The sequence below is a fragment of the Kitasatospora sp. NPDC048715 genome (assembly GCF_043198905.1).
GTDB lineage: Bacteria > Actinomycetota > Actinomycetes > Streptomycetales > Streptomycetaceae > Kitasatospora > Kitasatospora lactacystinica.
The window spans coordinates 121,286-138,397 of sequence record NZ_JBICVH010000003.1 but is presented as its reverse complement, the minus strand read 5'-3'; the positions used below and the strand labels follow the sequence as shown (position 1 = coordinate 138,397).

General features: G+C 74.4%; 14 protein-coding genes. 7 read left to right on the top strand and 7 right to left on the bottom strand.

The window, feature by feature from the left end; genetic code table 11:
• Positions 1-26 precede the first annotated feature (26 nt).
• Complete coding sequence (gene galT / locus ACGFSC_RS07330; RefSeq protein ID WP_359898812.1) at positions 27-1,133, top strand: galactose-1-phosphate uridylyltransferase; 1,107 nt, start codon at positions 27-29, stop codon at positions 1,131-1,133.
• The gene (gene galK / locus ACGFSC_RS07325) at positions 1,130-2,257 is read left to right on the top strand and encodes a galactokinase (RefSeq protein ID WP_359898810.1); all 1,128 of its coding nucleotides are present in this window, start codon (positions 1,130-1,132) and stop codon (positions 2,255-2,257) included. Before galT ends, galK begins: the two co-directional genes overlap by 4 nt.
• A gap of 33 nt (positions 2,258-2,290) precedes the next feature.
• Here galK and ACGFSC_RS07320 read toward each other — a convergent pair whose 3' ends face one another.
• A complete protein-coding gene (locus ACGFSC_RS07320) occupies positions 2,291-2,953 on the bottom strand; it encodes an NAD(P)-binding domain-containing protein (RefSeq protein WP_359898808.1) in 663 nt (220 codons plus the stop codon).
• A gap of 154 nt (positions 2,954-3,107) precedes the next feature.
• Between ACGFSC_RS07320 and ACGFSC_RS07315 the strand changes: the two genes are divergently transcribed.
• Together ACGFSC_RS07315 and ACGFSC_RS07310 are read left to right on the top strand one after the other, a co-directional pair.
• Positions 3,108-3,968: a glucose 1-dehydrogenase gene (locus tag ACGFSC_RS07315; protein WP_359898806.1), complete on the top strand. Its 861-nt coding sequence runs from the start codon at positions 3,108-3,110 to the stop codon at positions 3,966-3,968.
• Positions 3,969-4,042: 74 nt separating this feature from the next.
• Positions 4,043-4,879 (top strand): helix-turn-helix transcriptional regulator, encoded by an 837-nt coding sequence (locus ACGFSC_RS07310; protein ID WP_359898804.1) that lies wholly within the window; start codon positions 4,043-4,045, stop codon positions 4,877-4,879.
• Here ACGFSC_RS07310 and ACGFSC_RS07305 read toward each other — a convergent pair.
• On the bottom strand, positions 4,807-6,882 hold the full coding sequence (locus tag ACGFSC_RS07305) for a tetratricopeptide repeat protein (protein WP_359898802.1): 2,076 nt from the start codon (positions 6,880-6,882) through the stop codon (positions 4,807-4,809). The genes ACGFSC_RS07310 and ACGFSC_RS07305 overlap by 73 nt on opposite strands.
• 124 nt (positions 6,883-7,006) lie before the next feature.
• Positions 7,007-7,216, bottom strand: a complete 210-nt coding sequence (locus tag ACGFSC_RS07300; RefSeq protein WP_359898800.1) for a hypothetical protein — start codon at positions 7,214-7,216, stop codon at positions 7,007-7,009.
• 35 nt (positions 7,217-7,251) lie between these two features.
• On the opposite strand from ACGFSC_RS07300, the gene ACGFSC_RS07295 reads away from it, so the two are divergent.
• A complete protein-coding gene (locus ACGFSC_RS07295; protein ID WP_359898798.1) occupies positions 7,252-8,655 on the top strand; it encodes a cytochrome P450 in 1,404 nt (467 codons plus the stop codon).
• Here ACGFSC_RS07295 and ACGFSC_RS07290 read toward each other — a convergent pair.
• Entirely contained in the window at positions 8,652-9,419 is a 768-nt protein-coding gene (locus ACGFSC_RS07290) for a response regulator transcription factor (protein ID WP_359898796.1), read from the bottom strand. The two genes, ACGFSC_RS07295 and ACGFSC_RS07290, sit on opposite strands and share 4 nt — an antisense overlap.
• Positions 9,416-10,684: a sensor histidine kinase gene (locus ACGFSC_RS07285; protein ID WP_359898794.1), complete on the bottom strand. Its 1,269-nt coding sequence runs from the start codon at positions 10,682-10,684 to the stop codon at positions 9,416-9,418. Before ACGFSC_RS07285 ends, ACGFSC_RS07290 begins: the two co-directional genes overlap by 4 nt.
• Positions 10,685-10,938: 254 nt before the next feature.
• On the opposite strand from ACGFSC_RS07285, the gene ACGFSC_RS07280 reads away from it, so the two are divergent.
• Entirely contained in the window at positions 10,939-13,191 is a 2,253-nt protein-coding gene (locus tag ACGFSC_RS07280; RefSeq protein ID WP_359898792.1) for an MMPL family transporter, read from the top strand.
• A 133-nt stretch (positions 13,192-13,324) separates the two neighbouring features.
• Here ACGFSC_RS07280 and ACGFSC_RS07275 read toward each other — a convergent pair whose 3' ends face one another.
• Both ACGFSC_RS07275 and ACGFSC_RS07270 read right to left on the bottom strand, forming a co-directional pair.
• Entirely contained in the window at positions 13,325-13,945 is a 621-nt protein-coding gene (locus ACGFSC_RS07275) for an L-threonylcarbamoyladenylate synthase (protein ID WP_359898790.1), read from the bottom strand.
• A 179-nt stretch (positions 13,946-14,124) separates the two neighbouring features.
• Positions 14,125-14,538, bottom strand: coding sequence for a Fur family transcriptional regulator (locus ACGFSC_RS07270; RefSeq protein WP_359898788.1), 414 nt, complete (start codon positions 14,536-14,538; stop codon positions 14,125-14,127).
• Positions 14,539-14,837: 299 nt separating this feature from the next.
• Here ACGFSC_RS07270 and katG point away from each other — a divergent pair, with 299 nt between their 5' ends.
• Positions 14,838-17,054: a catalase/peroxidase HPI gene (gene katG, locus ACGFSC_RS07265; RefSeq protein WP_359898786.1), complete on the top strand. Its 2,217-nt coding sequence runs from the start codon at positions 14,838-14,840 to the stop codon at positions 17,052-17,054.
• Positions 17,055-17,112 lie beyond the last annotated feature (58 nt).

Genomic DNA, 17,112 nt, shown 5'->3' with positions numbered 1-17,112 from the left:
TGGCTTCACTCGGAGGAAGAAGGGCCATGCCCGGTACGTCCCTGACCCAGCCCACCGTCAGGACAGTGACCACCCTCGCGGACGGTCGGCAGCTGATCTACTACGACGGCGGCACCGCCGCCCCCCGGAGCGCGGTGGACGAACGGCCGCTCGACCCGCAGACCCCCGGTTCCGAGGTCCGGCTGGACCCGGCCACCGGCGACTGGGTCACCATCGCGGCCCACCGCCAGGCGCGCACCTACCAGCCGCCGGCCGAGGAGTGCCCGCTCTGCCCGTCCCGGGACGGGCGGCTCAGCGAGATCCCGGCCGAGGACTACCAGGTGGCCGTCTTCGAGAACCGCTTCCCCTCGCTGGCCGGCCCGCCCGCGGAGCCCGTCCGGGCGGCCGGGGGCCTGTGGACCAGCGGCCCCGGCGCCGGGCGCTGCGAGGTGGTCTGCTTCACCGCCGACCACGAGGCCTCCTTCGCCGACCTCACCCCCGAGCGCGCCCGGCTCGTCCTGGACGCCTGGACCGACCGCACCGCCGAACTCTCCGCCCTGCCCGGCGTGCGGCAGGTCTACTGCTTCGAGAACCGGGGCGCCGAGATCGGCGTCACCCTCGCCCACCCGCACGGCCAGGTCTACGCCCTGCCCTTCACCGCCCCGCGCACCGCCCGGATGGCCACCCGCGCCGCCGAACACCGCGCCGCCACCGGCCGCAACCTCTTCGAGGACCTGCTCGCCGCCGAACGCGCCCACGGCGACCGCATCGTGCTCGCCGGGACGCACTGGACGGCCTTCGTCCCCTTCGCCGCCCGCTGGCCGTACGAGGTCCACCTCCACCCGCACCGCCGGGTGCCCGACCTGACCGCGCTGGACGCCGAACAGCGGGACGAATTCCCCGCCCTCTACCTGGAGTTGCTGCGCCGCTTCGACCGGCTCTTCGGCACCGGCCGGACCCCGTACATCTCCGCCTGGCACCAGGCCCCGGCCGGACAGCGGGACGAACTCGCCCTGCACCTGGAGCTGTTCACCATCCGGCGCGCCGCCGACAAGCTCAAGTACCTGGCCGGGGTGGAATCCGGCATGGACGCCTTCGTCAACGACGTCACCCCCGAGGACGCGGCCCGCCGGCTGCGGGAGGTCGCCGCATGAACACCTTCGAGCAGCTGTACGGCCGCCCCTCCGAGGGGGAGTGGGCCGCCCCCGGCCGGGTCAACCTGATCGGCGAACACACCGACTACAACCTCGGGTTCGTCCTCCCCATCGCCCTGCCGCGGACCGTCCGCGCCCAGGCCGCCCGGCGGGAGGACGGACTGCTGCGGCTCTGGTCCGCCCAGGGCGGCGCCCTCGTGACGCTGAAGGTGGACGACCTCGCCCCCGGCTCGGTGCCCGGCTGGGCCGGCTACCCGGCCGGGGTGGTGTGGGCGCTGCGCGAGGCCGGGCACCGGGTCGGCGGGGCCGACCTCCGGCTGGACAGCGACGTGCCCGGCGGCGCCGGGCTCTCCTCCTCGGCCGCCCTGGAGTGCGTCGTCGCCGCCGTCTGCAACGACCTGTACGGGCTGGGCCTGGCGGGCCCGGAGCTGGCGGTGCTGGCGCAGCGGGCCGAGAACGCCTTCGTCGGCGTGCCCTGCGGAATCATGGACCAGATGGCCTCGATGTGCTGCCGCCCCGGGGCCGCCCTGTTCCTCGACAGCCGTGATCTGACGATGCGTCAGGTACCCGTCGACCTCGCGGGCGCGGGCCTCGCCCTGCTCGTCCTGGACACCCGGGTGAAGCACGACCTCGGCGACGGCGCCTACGCCGCGCTGCGGGCCGGCTGCGAACGCGCCGCCGCCCTGCTCGGGCTGCCCGCGCTCCGCTCGCTCCAGCAGTCCGGACTGGCCGAAGCGCTCGCCCGGCTCCCCGAGGACCTGGTTCCCCTGGTGCGCCACGTGGTCACCGAGAACGCCCGGGTGGAGGCCGCCGTCGCCCGTCTGGACGCCGGCGACCCCGCCGCGCTCGGCCCTATCCTCACCGCCGGGCACGCCTCGCTGCGCGACGACTACCGGGTCTCCTGCCCGGAGACCGACCTCGCCGTCGACGCGGCCCTGGCCGCCGGCGCCCACGGCGCGCGGATGACCGGCGGCGGCTTCGGCGGCTCGGTCATCGCCCTGGTGGACGCGGACACCGCCGAGCGCGTCGCCGCCGAGGTCACCGCCGCCTTCCGCGAAGCCGGGTACGCCGAGCCGCGCACCCTCACCGCCGTCCCGGCGGAGGGGGCGCGCCGGCTCCGCTGAACCGCTCCGCCGGGCGGGGGCTCGGGACAGGCCCTACGCCCGGTGGGCGGCCGGGCGCTCCGGGGAGGCCTCCGCGAGCGCCCGGGTGACCGCCTCGACCCCGGCCCGCAGCCCGTACACCGGAGTGGCCGGCTGCTGGCGCCAGGACTCGTCGATCCCGCCCGCGTCCACGGTGTCGAAGCCCAACGCGTCGACCAGCTCCCGCACCACCCGCTTGGCCGCCTCGTCGTCCGACGCGACCGGCACGGCGATCCGCTCCGGGTCCCCGGCCGGGCGCGGGCGCTCCAGCAGGTCCTGGGCGTAGGTGCCGTTGAACACCTTCACCACCCGGTGCCCGAGGTGCTGCTCCGTCCACCGGCTCTCGGTGAGCCCGCCGTCCTCGATCGCGTCGATCCGGCCGTCGCGCTCCTTCGGGTAGTAGTTGCCGGTGTCGATCACCGCGACGCCCTCGGCGGCGCCGTCCAGCAGCCCGGCGGGCAGGTCCGGCACGCGCTTCAGCGGCACCGTCACCACCACGACCTGCGCGTCCCGGGCGGCCTCGGAGACCGTCACCGCCGTCGCGCCGGTCTCCTCGACCAGTGCCTTGAGCGTCTCCGGGCCACGGGAGTTGGCCACCGATACCTCGTGCCCCAGCGACGTCAGCCGTCGCGTCAGGTTGCCGCCGATGTTGCCCGCGCCGATGATGCCGATCTTCATGGGAAGTCCCTCTTCGCGAGTGCCGTATTGGACCGTCGCCCTGGCCCAACCGTCCGGTGATCGCGCCGATTCCCGGTTTGCAGGGTGGTTTTCCGGGACCCACGGTCGAGGCGGGCCTGGTGCCGTCCCGGCACCGGTCGCGAAGGTGAACGGCATGAGCCACACTTCCTCCGACGCCACCGCTCCTTCCGACGCCACCGCTCCTTCCGACGCCACCGTCCCCGGCGACGCCGCCGCCACCCCCGACGCCACCGTCCCCGGCGACGCCACGGTCCTCGTCACCGGCGGCACCAGCGGCATGGGCCTCGCCACCGCCCGTCACCTCCTCGCCACCGGTGCCCGGGTCGTCGTCACGGGCCGCGACGACGCGCGGCTCGCCCGCGCCGCGGCGCGCCTCGACGCCGGCGACCGGCTGCTCACCGTCCGCGCCGACGCCTCCGTGGCGGCCGACCTCGCCCGGCTGGCCGACACCGTGCGGGAGCGGTACGGCCGGCTCGACGGGGTCTTCGCCAACGCCGGCGTGGCCGGCTTCCAGCCGGTGGACGAGGTGACGGAGGCCGAGTTCGACCGGATCGTCGCCGTCAACCTCAAGGGCGTGTTCCTCACCGTCCAGCACGCCCTGCCGCTGCTGGACGCCGCCGGCGGCGGATCCGTCGTCCTCAACGCCTCCTGGACCCCGCACCGCGGCCTGCCCGGCGCCGCCGTCTACGCCGCCACCAAGGCCGCCGTCCTCAGCCTCGCCCGCACCCTCGGCAGCGAACTGGCCGGCCGCGGCATCCGGGTCAACTCGGTCAGCCCCGGCTACATCGTCACCGAGATGTTCCACGCGGCCCTCCCGGACCCGGCCGACCACGAGGCGGTCCGCGGCCACGTCCCGCTCGGCCGCCTGGGCACCGCCGAGGACGTCGCGCAGACGGTCGCCTTCCTGCTCTCCGACCGCTCCTCGTACATCACCGGGCAGGACATCGTGATCGACGGCGGGCTCGTCCCGGCCTTCCCGTCCCTGACCGGCTGACCGCCCCGGCCCCGCCGTGCCTGGTCCTGACAGGGCCAGGCACGGCGGCACCCGTCCGGGTGACAATCCATGACGTGAACCCGAGCAGCGCCCTGAGCGAATTCCTCCGCACCCGCCGCGCCGGCCTGCGGCCCGAGGACGTCGACCTCCCCGACTACGGCGGCCGCCGCCGCGTCGCCGGGCTGCGCCGCGAGGAGCTCGCCCACCTCGCCGGAGTCAGCGTCGACTACTACACCCGCCTCGAACAGGGCCGCGTCGGCAACCCCTCGGACGCCGTCCTCGACGCCGTCGCCCGCGCCCTGCGGCTGGCCCCCGACGAGTCCGGCCACCTGCACCGCCTCGCCCGGCCCGCGGCCCGCCCCCGCCGCCCCGTCGAGCGCCAGCGGCCCCGCCCCTCGCTGCTGCGCCTGCTGGAGCAGCTCCCGCACACCCCGGCCCTGGTGATGGGCCACCGGATGGACGTCCTGGCCTGGAACCACGCCGCCGTCGCGCTCCTCGGCGACTACGGCGCCCTGCCCGTCGAGGAGCGCAACATCGCCCGCATCACCTTCCTCGACCCGGCCTCCCGCGAGCTCTACGCCGACTGGGCCGCGTGCGCCCGGGAGAACGTCGCCTTCCTCCACCTGGAGGCCGGCCGCCGCCCCGACGACCCGCTGCTCGCCGAGCTGATCGGCCAACTCTGCCTGGGCAGCGAAGAGTTCCAGCGGATGTGGGCCGACCACCCGGTCGCCGACAAGACCTCGGGCCGCAAGGCCTTCCGCCACCCCCTGGCCGGCACGCTGGACCTCGTGTACGACACCCTGCGGCCGGCCGACGACCCCGGCCAGGCGCTGGTGACCTACACCGCCGACCCGGGCTCGGCGTCGGACGACGGGCTGCGGCTGCTGCTGTCCTGGGCGGCCTCGGGCTGAGGTTCCCCCGTCACTTCGAGCAGGTTCTCCCTGGCCAGGACGGTCGACGGATGGTCCGGCCCGAGGACGCGGTCGAGGTCCGCCGCCGCCCGGCGGAGCATCTCCACCCCTCGCTCCACGTCTCCGGCGTGCAGGTACATGACCGCGAGGTTGTTGCGGGACGTGAGGGTGTCCGGGTGGTCGCCGCCGAGGACGCGCCGGCGGTCGGCGAGGACCTGCTCCTGGAGGCCGACGGCGTCCTCGACGCGTCCGGCCTCCAGGTAGGTGGCGGCCAGGTTGTTGCGGGACGTGAGGGTGTCGGGGTGGTCGGCGCCCAGCTCGTGCCGGCGGTCGGCGAGGACCTGCTCCTGGAGGCCGATGGCGTCCTCGACGCGTCCGGCCTCCGAGTAGGTGGCGGCCAGGTTGTTGCGGGCCATCAGGACGGTGGGGTGGTCACTGCCGTGGAGGCGTTGGAGGTCGGCGAGGACCTGCTCCTGGAGACTCATCGCCTCGTCGGTGCGTCCGGCCTCCCAGCACGACTGCGCGAGGTTCCCGAGGGCCGCGAGAGTGTCGGGATGGTCGCCTCCCAGGACGCGCTCGCTCGTGCTGGCGAGATGCGTCCAGTACTGGATGCCGGTGGCGTACAGGCCCGCCTCCACGAGGCTCGCGCCGCAGCGGAACAGCAGCAGGTGCATCCCCAGCGGCCGCTGGATCAGGCCGGTGGGCCCGTGCCTGGTGAGCACGTCGGTGTTGGCCCGGAGCGTCGCGGCCAGACCCTGCACGCCGTAGTCCGCGGTCGGCCACAGTTCGAGAAGGGCCTCGGCGACCACGATGCCCGCCCGCGTCGAGTCGGGAGCCGTGTCGAGGGTGGCACGGGCGGTGAGCGCATGGAGGGTCACCTCCCGGTGGGAGGTCTCGGTGAGGGTGACGAGGCTGTAGTTGTGCAGCAGCGCGAGCGCCTCCATCGCGTCGTCGGCCGTGACGGTCGCGCCGCGGACCCTGCCGAGATGCTCCAGCACCGGCCCGGTGCCCCACAGCTCCTGCGGATGCCCGGCCGGGTCCAGCAGCGCCGCCAACCGGAGGACCGGCCCGGCGAGCCCGACCGGCTCCTCCTGCTGCGCCGCGTCGAGGGCCAGCAGCAGCGCCGCCGCGACCGGCCCCCGGTAGCCGTCGGCACCGGAGCGGGCCGGCAGCACGGCGTCCAGGCTGCGCGAGCGGTCACGGAACAGTTCCAGGTAACGGCCGCAACCGCGCCGGGTGTTGACCATGCAGGCGGCCGCGTGGGCCAGCGCCAGCGGCAGGTGGCCCAGCGCCTCGGCGAGCTCCTCCGCGTGCTCGTCGAGGAAGCGGGCGCACTTGGCCCGCTCCAGCCGCTCGGCGAGATAGGCGGCGGACTCGGCGGGGGAGTACGTGGTGACGTCCACGAGGGTCCGGTCGCCGCCCGTACTGGCGGCTCCCCGGTGACGGGTGGTCGCGATGACCCGTCCGCGCCCGCCCCGGCTGGTGACGGGCCACAGCTCCTCGGGCGTGTGCTCGGTGGTGTTGTCGAGGACGACCAGCCAGCTCCGGTCGGTGGCGGCCAGCCAGGCGAGGAAGCGCTCCGCGTCCTGCTCGGCCTCACCGCTCGCCCCGGGCACCCGGAGCTCCACGGCGGCCCGGGCGTACAGCTCGGTCACGGCGGACGGCTCGGCCGCGTCGGCCCACAGCACCAGGTCGGTGCCCGCCTCGACGGCCGCGCGCGCGTAGTGCGCCGCGAGCTGCGACTTGCCGACGCCGCCACCGCCCGCCAGCACCTGGCTCAGCACGACCGTCCCGTACTCCCCGCGGGCCTCGTCGATGGCCCGGCGCAGCTCCGCCCGGGGCTGGAAGGCCGTCGCCCTGGGCGGGATCCGCCCGATCACCACCGGCCACCGCACCTCGGCGGTCGGCGCGGCGTACTGGTGGACGGTCAGTTCGCGCGCCTGGAAGGTGCTGCCGTTGACCGTGCTGTTCTCGATGCCGTTCCTGACCTGCCAGCCCTGCACCTGCTCGCCCCCACCGCCCGGCGTGTCGAATGGGCACCATTATGGAAGGCCCGGCCCTCCGTGCCCTCGTCACCGGCGCGTCACCGGCCTCCTCGCCGCGCTCGGCGCCGACATCGAACCGTGCCTAGCAGAACGTGCGCGCCTCGCGGCTCCGGCCGCCGTCGAGTGCCTGTCCGGCCTCGTCCTCGGTGGCGGGCCGGAACCGGTCGGCCGGCGTGTGGCCCGTCGTGGCCCCGCCGGTCGGCTGCGTGGTCCAGCGCTCGCCGCCGTCGTCGAGGCGGCGATCGTCCGGACCGACCATCCCATTGAACTCGAACACCTTTTCACCGTCCATGACATCGTGATGACCCTGACGTACCGTCCGTCCATGTGACCCTCGATCAGGCGTACGTCAACCAGATCTTCCTCCCGGACACCTACGCCCACGGCGTTCCTCACGAACTCTTGCGGAAACTCCGCGAGTCCGTTCCCGTCTGTTGGGTCGAGGAGCCTCCGATCGGCGGGTGGCCCGGAGGCCCCGGGTACTGGGCGGTGCTGCGGCACGGGGACGTGAAGCAGGTGCTGCGCAGCCCCGAGCTGTTCTCCTCGCACCTGGGCGCCACCCAGATCCGCGACCCCGACACCCCGGCGGACCTGGAGTTCGCCCGGGCGATGATGCTCAACCAGGACCCGCCCGACCACTCCCGGCTGCGCCGGATCGTCGCCGCGGCGTTCACCCCGCGCGCCCTCGCGGAACTGGCCGAGGCGGTCGACGGCCGGGTGCGGGAGCTGATCGAGGAGGTGCGGCCGGCCGGTCGCGCGGACTTCGTCCGGCTCGCCGCCGACCTGCCGGTGTGGACACTGGCCCGGGTGATGGGCGTGCCGGAGCAGGACCGGTTGCTGCTGCTGGACTGGGCGAACCGGGTGATCGGCTACCAGGACGCCGACTACGCCCACTCCAGCACCGTGGAGCCGGCCGCACTCACCGAGCTCGGCCGTGCCGCGCTCGCCCACCGCCCCACCACCCGGACCGCCCCGGACGGCCGCCCGGTCAACCCCCGCTCCCGCGCCGCGCTGGCGGACATGTTCGCCTACGCCCACGGCCTGGCCCGGCGGCCCGCCCCGGGCGGCCTGCTCTCCCGGACGCTCGAAGCGGGCCTGACGGCCGAGGAGTTCGAGACCATGTTCTTCCTCTTCGCCGTCGCCGGGAACGAGACCGTCCGCAACGGCCTGCCCGGCGGCCTGTACACCTTGCTCGGCCACCCGGAGCAGTACCAACTGCTGTGCGCTAATCCCGACTTGGTGCCCTCCGCGGTCGAGGAGATGCTGCGCCACTGGGCGCCGGTGACGGACTTCCGCCGCACGGCGACGCGGGACGTGGAGCTGGGCGGCCGGACGATCCGGCGGGGCGACAAGGTGGTGGTCTACCACGCCTCCGCCAACCGGGACGCGGAGGTGTTCCCCGAGCCGGACCGCTTCGACATCACCCGCAGCCCGAACGACCACGTGAGCTTCGGCCACGGCCCGCACTTCTGCCTCGGTGCCCAACTCGCCCGGCTCCAGCTGCGATCGATGCTGCGCCGGCTGATCGAGCGCCTGCCCGGGCTCGCGCTGGTCCCGGGCCGGCCGCCGCGGCACCTGGTCTCCAACTTCCAGAACGGCCTCAAGTCGCTGCCGGTCCAGTGGACTTGGAAGGGATGCGCCTCGTCGGCCGGGACGGCCGGTGCCTCCCGGAGGCGGCGGCCCGGTGAGCCCCCGGGCCGCCGGTCGCGGCCCGCGCGGCCGTTCGGCTAGGCGCGCCCTCCGGCCTGGTCGCCGTTCCCGGTGCGGGCGGTGACCAGGCCGGACTCGTAGGCCGCGATGACCGCCTGGGCGCGGTCCCGGACGTCGAGCTTGCCGAAGATGCTGGTGATGTAGTTCTTCACCGTCGACACGCTGATGTCCAGGGCCAGTGAGATCGCGGTGTTGTCGAGGCCGGTGGCGATCAGCCGCCACACCTCGACCTCCCGGGGCGTGAGGTCGTCCGTGCCGGTGGCGGCGGCCGGCGGCGCGGCGGTGGCGCCCGGAGTCCGGACGTAGGCGGAGATCAGCCGGGTGAGCAGCCGCGGAGCGACCACCGCCTCCCCGGCGTGCACGGTCCGGATCGCGGTGGCCAGCTCCTCCGGGGAGACGTCCTTGGGCAGGAACCCGTGGGCACCGGCGCGCAGCGCGGCCACCACGTACTCGTCCATGTCGAAGGTGCTGAGGGCGAGCACCCGGCAGCCGGGCAGGACGCGGGCCAGTTCCCCGGTCGCGCCGACGCCGTCCAGGACGGGCATCCGGATGTCCATCACCACGACGTCGGGGCGCAGCCGCAGGGCGGCGGCGACGGCCCGCTCGCCGTCCTCGGCCTCGCCGACCACCTCGAAGGACGGGTCGGGGAAGAGGATCAGGGACAGGCCGCGGCGGACCAGCGGCTGGTCGTCGACGATGAGCACCTTGATCGCCGGGGCGGGCCCGGCGCCGTCGGTGCCGGTGCCGGTGTCGTTGCCGTCGGCACGGCTGGTCGGGTCGGTCATCGGCCCGCCCCGCCGTGCTGGACGGCCGCCTCGGACGATTCGGCGGAGCTCAGCGGCAGCTCGGCCACCACGGCGAAGCCGCCGCCCGGCTGCGGGCCGGTCTCCAGGGTGCCGCCGTGCAGGGAGACGCGCTCGCGCATGCCGATCAGGCCGTACCCCGCCCGGCCCGCACCCGGGGCGCACTCCGGCGGGGGCGCGCCGCCGCCGTCGTCCCGCACCTCGACGGTGACCCGGTCCGGGTGGTACGCCAGGCGGACGGAGGCCCGGGCGGGGCCGGCGTACTTGCGGGCGTTGGTGAGGCCCTCCTGGACGATCCGGAACACGGTCAGGCCGACGGTGGGCGGCAGCGGGCGCCTGGGCCCGTCGACGGTGAACTCGGTCGACAGCCCGGCCAGGCAGGACTCGTCCACCAGCCGGTCGAGCTCGTCCGCCCCGGGCTGGGGCAATGGCGGGGCGGTGTCCGGTTCGTCGCCGGTCCGCAGGACGTTCAGCAGCTGGCGCATCTCGCGCAGGGCCAGCCGTCCCGAGGACTCCAGGGTGACCAGGGCGTCCCGGACCACCTCCGGCCTGCCGAGGTTGGCCCGGGCACCGCCGGCCATCAGCTGCATGGTGGTGATGTGGTGGGCCACGATGTCGTGCAGCTCCCGGGCGATGCGGCGGCGTTCCTCGGCGACCGCGCGGTCTGCCAGCAGTCGGCGGTTGGCGGCCACCTCCCGCTGCCAGCGCGAGACCGCCAGACCGGCGGCGCCCACCAGGGCGGCGGAGAAGGGCGCGGCGATGACCGCCTCCCAGGTCAGGGATTGGAAGTGGCCCTGGCTCAGCGGTGTGACCACCGCCGTCGCCGCGCCGGCGGCCGCCGTGACCTGGACGGTGCAGTTGCGGCCGACCGCGTACAGGGCGACGGTCAGGACGGCGCCGAAGCGGGCGCCGGCCGGGGCGGTGGAGAGCTCGACGGCCGTCTGGAGCACCAGGACGGCGGCGAGCGCCGGCACCGGGCGGCTGCGCCGGGCGAGCAGCGGCAGGCCCGAGAGGGCGACCAGGACGAAGACCGGCACGGTGATGCCCTGGCCGTCGGCGATCCGACCGAGGAGCAGGTACCCGAGCAGGTCGACCGTGCCGGCACCGACGGCCACCAGGGCGTCGCCCTGGGTCCACGGCAGCCCGTCCGTCCACCGCCCCGGCCGCCCGTCGACGCCGTTCGCCGTCCGTTCCCCCGGCGGGCGGTCCGTACTCGCGACCGCCCCGGCGCGCTGACGCCCGTTCATCTGGTCCTCCCGGCTGATCACTGACGCAGCCATTCTGGCACCGGCCCTCCAGCCCGGACGTGGTCCCCGCGACCGACGCCGGGAGGGCGGACCAGGACCACGGTCCTGGTTCCGTCCCACGTGGAGGACCGCGGGCCCCGGCGCGGATCGTCCGCTGCCCGGACGCCCGGGACCCCCTCGCCCTGATGGTCTGGAGACAGGCCGGGAACCCCCGGCGCCGACACCGACGTTCGCGTCCATCAGCCGGAGGAATCGTGATCCGCGCACTGACCGGATTCGCCACCAGACACGCGTGGAAGGTCATCGCCGTCTGGGCGGTGCTGGGCATGGGGCTGAGCGTCCTGGCACCGATGCTGATGTCCCGGGTGACCGGGTCCCAGAGCGGGGACTTCCTGCCGCGCAGCTACGACTCGGCCGCCGCGCTGCGCATCGCCGAGGACAACTTCGGCGTGAAGCCGGACGCCACCACGATCACGGTGCTGGTCGCCCGGACCGACGGCGGGGCGCTCACCGCCGCCGACCAGCAGCAGGTCGAGGCCGCGGCGGCGAAGCTCGCCGGGCGCCGGGTCGTCATGCCGAGGAAGGAGGACGAGCCGAAGTTCCTCGTGCCCGACCACTCCCAGACGCCCCGGATCGCGCCCGCCATGGTGGCGCCCGACCGGACCTTCGAGCTGCTCTCGGTCGAGCTGACCGGCAACGCGACGGAGGAGGGGGTGCAGGGCGTCTACAAGGCCTTCCGGGACGACGCCCGCGCGCGCTTCGCCGAGCTCGGGATGCGCACCGGGTTCACCGGCGGCCTGGCCCAGGCCGCCGACAGCGCCGACGCCAACCGGACCGCCGCGATGATCGGCAGCGCCCTCGTGACGGTGCTGATCGTCCTGCTCAACGTGCTGGTGTTCCGCAGCGTGCTCGCGGCCGTGCTGCCGCTGCTCGCGGTCGCCGTGATCGGCGGCGTGGCCGGCGGAGCCGTGGCGGGCGCGGCGGCGCTCGCCGGTCTGAAGCTGGACGCCTCCACCCCGGGCCTGATCTCCGTGGTCCTGCTCGGCATCGGCGTCGACTACCTGCTGTTCCTGCTCTTCCGGTTCCGCGAGCACCTGCGGGCGCGGCCCGACCAGCCCGCCCGGGAGGCGGCCGCCGAGGTGGCGGGCCGGGTGGGCACCGCGATCACCTCCGCGGCGCTGACCATCGTCGCCGCCTTCGCCACCCTGGGCGTGGCGACCTTCGGCCAGTTCCGTTCGCTCGGCCCGGCCATCGCCGTCGCGGTGCTGGTCATGCTGCTGGGCAGCCTCACCCTGATGCCCGCCCTGCTCGCCGCCTGCGGCCGCGGGATGTTCTGGCCCTCGCGCGGTCTGCGGCAGGTTCCGCGTGAGGGCGTCGCCGCCCGTTTCGGCGGCCTCGTCGCCCGCCGGCCGCTGGCGCTGCTGGCGGCCTCCGTCGCCCTGCTCGGCGCGCTGGCCGCCGGCACGGCCGGGCTGCGGATGGACTACAGCCTGGCGGACGGCTCCACGACGGCGGCCGCGGCCACCGCCGCGGAGATCTCCCGCGCCCTGCCGGCCGGCGTCTCCGACCCGACGGCCGTCTACCTCGTCGCCCAGGACGGCGGCACCCTCGACGCCGGCCGGTTCGACGGCCTCTCCCGGGCCCTGACCGGGGTCGAGGGCGTCGGCCAGGTGGGCCGGACCGTCCTCAACGAGGACCACCGCGCCGCCCGGATCGAGGTCTACCTGAACGCCGACCCGCAGAGCCAGCGGGCCCGCGACCTGGCCTCCGGCCCGGTCCGTGCCGCGGTCGCCGCGCACACCCCGCCCGGGACCAGCGCCCACGTCGGCGGCACGGCGGCGGTCTTCGCCGACATCTCCACCGCCGTCGACCACGACCTGACCGTGGTCTTCCCGGTCGCGGCCGCCCTGATCGCCCTGATCCTGCTGCTGCTCCTGCGCAGCCTGCTGGCCCCGGTGGTCCTGATGCTCGCCGTCGGCCTCGGGTTCGCCGCCACCCTGGGCGCCGCCACGCTGCTGTTCCAGCACGGCCTGGGCGAGCCGGGCGTCGCCTTCACGCTCCCGCTGGTGCTGTTCCTGTTCGTCGTCGCCCTGGGCACCGACTACAACATCCTCGTCACCGACCGCATCCGTGAGGAGATGCGGCGGCCCGGTGCGCCCCGCGCCGCCGTGGCCCGCGCCGTCCGGCACACCGCCCCGACCGTCGCCACGGCCGGTCTCGTCCTGGCCGGTTCCTTCGCCACCCTGGCGACCACCCCGGGCAGCGAGCAGATCGCCTTCTCGCTGACCCTCGGCATCCTGCTCTCCGCCCTGGTCCTCTCGCTCGGCGTGGTCCCGGCCCTGGCCGCTCTCCTCGGCCGCTCCCTCTGGTGGCCCCTGCGCCCCACCCCGGCCGCTCCGATCACGACGGCCCCGACCACGACGGGCCCGGACACGACGGCCCCGGACACCGGCGCGGCCCCGGTGGCCGCCCCGCGCCCGGCCCCGGACCGCCTCGGCACCCGCTGAGCACACCGGTCGCACGGTCACACCGGTCGCACCGGTCTCCACCGAGGCGTTCCCTCCCGGGGACCCTTCGGGCCCGGCCCCGAGCCGGGCCCGAAGGGTCCCCGGCGTCATGGCCGCCGCGGTGCCAGGCCCCTCACTCGAAGCGCGCGGGGTCGCCGGCCCCGCGCCGGACGATCTCAGGCTCGCCGCTGGAGTAGTCGACGACCGTCGTCGGCACCGTGCCGCAGTCGCCCGAATCCAGCACGGCGTCCAGCACGTGGTCGAGCCGCTCCTTGATCTCCCACCCCTGGGTCATCGGCTCGTCCTCGCCGGGGAGGAGCAGGGTGCTGGAGACCAGGGGCTCACCGAGTTCGGCGAGCAGGGCCCGGGTGACGACGTGATCGGGGATCCGCACCCCGACCGTCTTCTTCTTCGGGTGCATCAGGCGGCGCGGCACCTCCTTGGTGGCGGGGAGGATGAAGGTGTAGCTGCCCGGCGTCGAGGCCTTGACGGCGCGGAAGACGTCGTTGTCGATGTGGACGAACTGGCCCAGCTGGGCGAAGTCCATGCACATCAGCGTGAAGTGGTGGCGGTCGTCGAGACGCCGGATCGACCGGATCCGTTCGAGGCCGTCGCGGTTCTCCAGGCGACAGCCCAGGGCGAAACAGGAGTCGGTCGGGTACGCGATGAGGTTCCCGGACCGGAGACCGGCGGCCACGGTGCCGATGGTGCGGGGCTGGGGGGACTCTGGATGCACGTCGAAGTACTTCGCCATTGGCCGACCCTACGGGATCCCGGTCGTCGACCGGTGCAGCCGCCGCGTCCCGCCGCCGGCCTCCGAGGTCGCGCCCCCGGCGCCCGCGTCCCGCCGCCGTTGCCCGGGGCCGCGGCCCCGCTGCCCGGGTCCGTGCCGCCGGGCACCGTTCCGCGTCCGTCCGGCCGTTGCCAGGGAGGTCAGCCCGCGCAGTCCGGGCACAGCCCCCGGTAGGTGACCTCCGCCTGCACCACGGCGAATCCGAAGCGCTGCTCGGCCGGAAGGTCGGAGAGCGGATTGCCCCGCGGGTGGACGTCGCGGATGGCGCCGCAGCCGGTGCAGACCAGGTGCTGGTGGGGGTGGTGGGCGTTCGGGTCGTAGCGCTTGGCGCGCCCGTCGGTGGACACCTCGACGACCTCGCCCAGGGTGACCAGTTCACCGAGCGTGTTGTAGACCGTCGCCCGGGAGATCTCCGGGAGGCGCTCCGCCGCCCGGGCGTGCACCTCGTCGGCGGTCAGGTGCACGTGCTCGCCGTCCAGGACCTCGGCCACGACACGCCGCTGGGAGGTGAGGCGCCAGCCGCGCCCGCGCAGCCGCTCCAGCAGGTCACTCATATCGGTTCACCTATTCAGGTCAAGGGGAGGACCGGAGTTTACCAATTCACCTCCGGTGCCTTCCGGTTCCCGATCGGATATGGCTTTGGTGTCTTTCTTGACTTGGATTCCGTCCATCGTAGGATCGGCTCCGGCGCTAGCCTGGGTGGCAGCAGTATGTGACTCCCGTCACTGCCGTGCGCGACGGCGGGCAGTGACAGCAGTGGCAACACGCGGCGCGCCAGGACCAGACAGCAGCAGTAGGTGCCGTAGGTAGCAGATGAAGACACCGTGATCCGCCTTGTGAGGGAAGGGTTCCCATGTCTGACAACCACGATGCAACCGGCGTAGAGGCGAACGCGGAGGGCTGCCCGGTGAACCACGGGCGGGCGCCGCACCCCACCCAGGGCGGCGGGAACCGCCAGTGGTGGCCGGAACGGCTCAACCTGAAGATCCTCGCGAAGAACCCGGCGGTGGCCAATCCGCTCGGCGGCGGATTCGACTACGCCGAGGCCTTCAAGACCCTCGACCTCCCGGCCGTCAAGCGGGACATCCAGGAGGCCCTCTCCACCTCGAAGGACTGGTGGCCGGCCGACTTCGGCTACTACGGCCCCTTCATCATCCGGATGGCCTGGCACAGCGCCGGCACCTACCGGATCAGCGACGGCCGCGGCGGCGCCGGCGGCGGCCAGCAGCGCTTCGCCCCGCTGAACAGCTGGCCCGACAACGCCAGCCTCGACAAGGCCCGCCGCCTGCTGTGGCCGGTGAAGAAGAAGTACGGGCGCGCCCTGTCCTGGGCCGACCTGATCATCCTGTCCGGCAACGTGGCCCTGGAGGGCATGGGCTTCGCCACCTTCGGCTTCGGCGGCGGCCGGGTCGACGAGTGGGAGCCGGACGAGGACGTCTACTGGGGCCCGGAGACCACCTGGCTCGGCGACGAGCGCTACACCGGCGACCGCGAGCTGGAGAACCCGCTGGCCGCCGTCCAGATGGGCCTGATCTACGTCAACCCCGAGGGCCCCAACGGCAACCCGGACCCGATCGCCGCCGCCCGCGACATCCGCGAGACCTTCTACCGGATGGCGATGGACGACGAGGAGACCGTCGCGCTGATCGCCGGCGGCCACACCTTCGGCAAGACCCACGGCGCCGGCCCGGCCGACAGCGTCGGCCCGGCCCCCGAGGACGCCCCGATCGAGCAGCAGGGCCTCGGCTGGAAGAGCAGCTTCGGCACCGGCGTCGGCGGCGACGCGATCACCAGCGGTCTGGAGGGCACCTGGACGCCCACCCCGATCACCTGGGACAACAGCTTCTTCGAGACGCTGTTCGGCTACGAGTGGGAGCTCACCAAGAGCCCGGCCGGCGCGCACCAGTGGAAGCCCAAGGACGGCGGCGGCGAGGGCACCGTCCCGGACGCCCACGACCCGGCCAAGCGGCACGTGCCGATCATGCTCACCACGGACCTGTCGCTGCGCTTCGACCCGGTCTACGAGCCGATCTCCCGGCGCTTCCTGGAGAACCCGGAGGCGTTCGCCGACGCCTTCGCCCGCGCCTGGTACAAGCTGACCCACCGCGACATGGGCCCGGTGGTCCGCTACCTCGGCCCCGAGGTCCCGAGCGAGCACCTGCTCTGGCAGGACCCGCTGCCGGGGGTCACGTACCGGCCGATCGGCGCGGCCGACATCGCCGACCTCAAGCGGCGGATCAACGCCACCGGCCTGTCGGTGTCCGAACTGGTCTCCACCGCCTGGGCGGCGGCCTCCTCCTTCCGCTCCAGCGACAAGCGCGGCGGCGCCAACGGCGGCCGCATCCGGCTCCAGCCGCAGATCGGCTGGGAGGTCAACGAGCCCGACCGGCTGGCCACGGTGCTGCGCGCCCTGGAAGGCGTGCAGCAGGAGTTCGACGCGCAGGCCGGCGACAAGCGGGTCTCGCTCGCGGACCTGGTGGTGCTGGCCGGCGGCGTCGGCATCGAGCAGGCCGCCAGGGCGGCCGGGCTGGCCGTCGAGGTGCCGTTCGCGCCGGGCCGGGTGGACGCGCCGCAGGAGCTGACCGACACCGATTCCTTCGCCGCGCTGGAGCCCAAGGCGGACGGCTTCCGCAACTGGGTCGGCAAGGGCAACCGGCTGCCGGCCGAGTACCTGCTGCTCGACAAGGCCAACCTGCTGGGCGTCAGCGCGCCCGAGCTGACCGTCCTGGTCGGTGGCCTGCGCGTGCTGGGCGCCAACCACGGCGGGTCCACGCACGGTGTGCTCACCGCGACCCCCGGCGTGCTGACGAACGACTACTTCGTCAACCTGCTGGACCTGGACACCGCTTGGAAGGCCACCTCGGAGGACGCCCACACCTTCGAGGGCCGGGACGGTTCGGGCCGGGTGCGCTGGACCGGCACCCGCGCCGACCTGGTCTTCGGCTCGAACGCCGAACTGCGGGCCGTCGCCGAGGTGTACGCGGCCGACGACGCCAAGGAGAAGTTCGTCGAGGACTTCGTCGCGGCCTGGGTCAAGGTCATGAACGCGGACCGCTTCGACCTCCGCTGATCCGCGGCGCGTGACGACGGGAGCCCGGGGCGGCAAGGCCCGGGGCTCCCGTCGCGCG

Coding starts and splice junctions, on each gene's coding strand:
- ACGFSC_RS07285 (WP_359898794.1), bottom strand. CDS start 10,684: ATGAACGGGCGTCAGCGCGCCGGGGCGGTCGCGAGTACGGACCGCCCG.
- ACGFSC_RS07290 (WP_359898796.1), bottom strand. CDS start 9,419: ATGACCGACCCGACCAGCCGTGCCGACGGCAACGACACCGGCACCGGC.
- ACGFSC_RS07315 (WP_359898806.1), top strand. CDS start 3,108: ATGAGCCACACTTCCTCCGACGCCACCGCTCCTTCCGACGCCACCGCT.
- katG (WP_359898786.1), top strand. CDS start 14,838: ATGTCTGACAACCACGATGCAACCGGCGTAGAGGCGAACGCGGAGGGC.
- ACGFSC_RS07275 (WP_359898790.1), bottom strand. CDS start 13,945: ATGGCGAAGTACTTCGACGTGCATCCAGAGTCCCCCCAGCCCCGCACC.
- ACGFSC_RS07320 (WP_359898808.1), bottom strand. CDS start 2,953: ATGAAGATCGGCATCATCGGCGCGGGCAACATCGGCGGCAACCTGACG.
- ACGFSC_RS07270 (WP_359898788.1), bottom strand. CDS start 14,538: ATGAGTGACCTGCTGGAGCGGCTGCGCGGGCGCGGCTGGCGCCTCACC.
- ACGFSC_RS07300 (WP_359898800.1), bottom strand. CDS start 7,216: ATGGACGGTGAAAAGGTGTTCGAGTTCAATGGGATGGTCGGTCCGGAC.
- galK (WP_359898810.1), top strand. CDS start 1,130: ATGAACACCTTCGAGCAGCTGTACGGCCGCCCCTCCGAGGGGGAGTGG.
- galT (WP_359898812.1), top strand. CDS start 27: ATGCCCGGTACGTCCCTGACCCAGCCCACCGTCAGGACAGTGACCACC.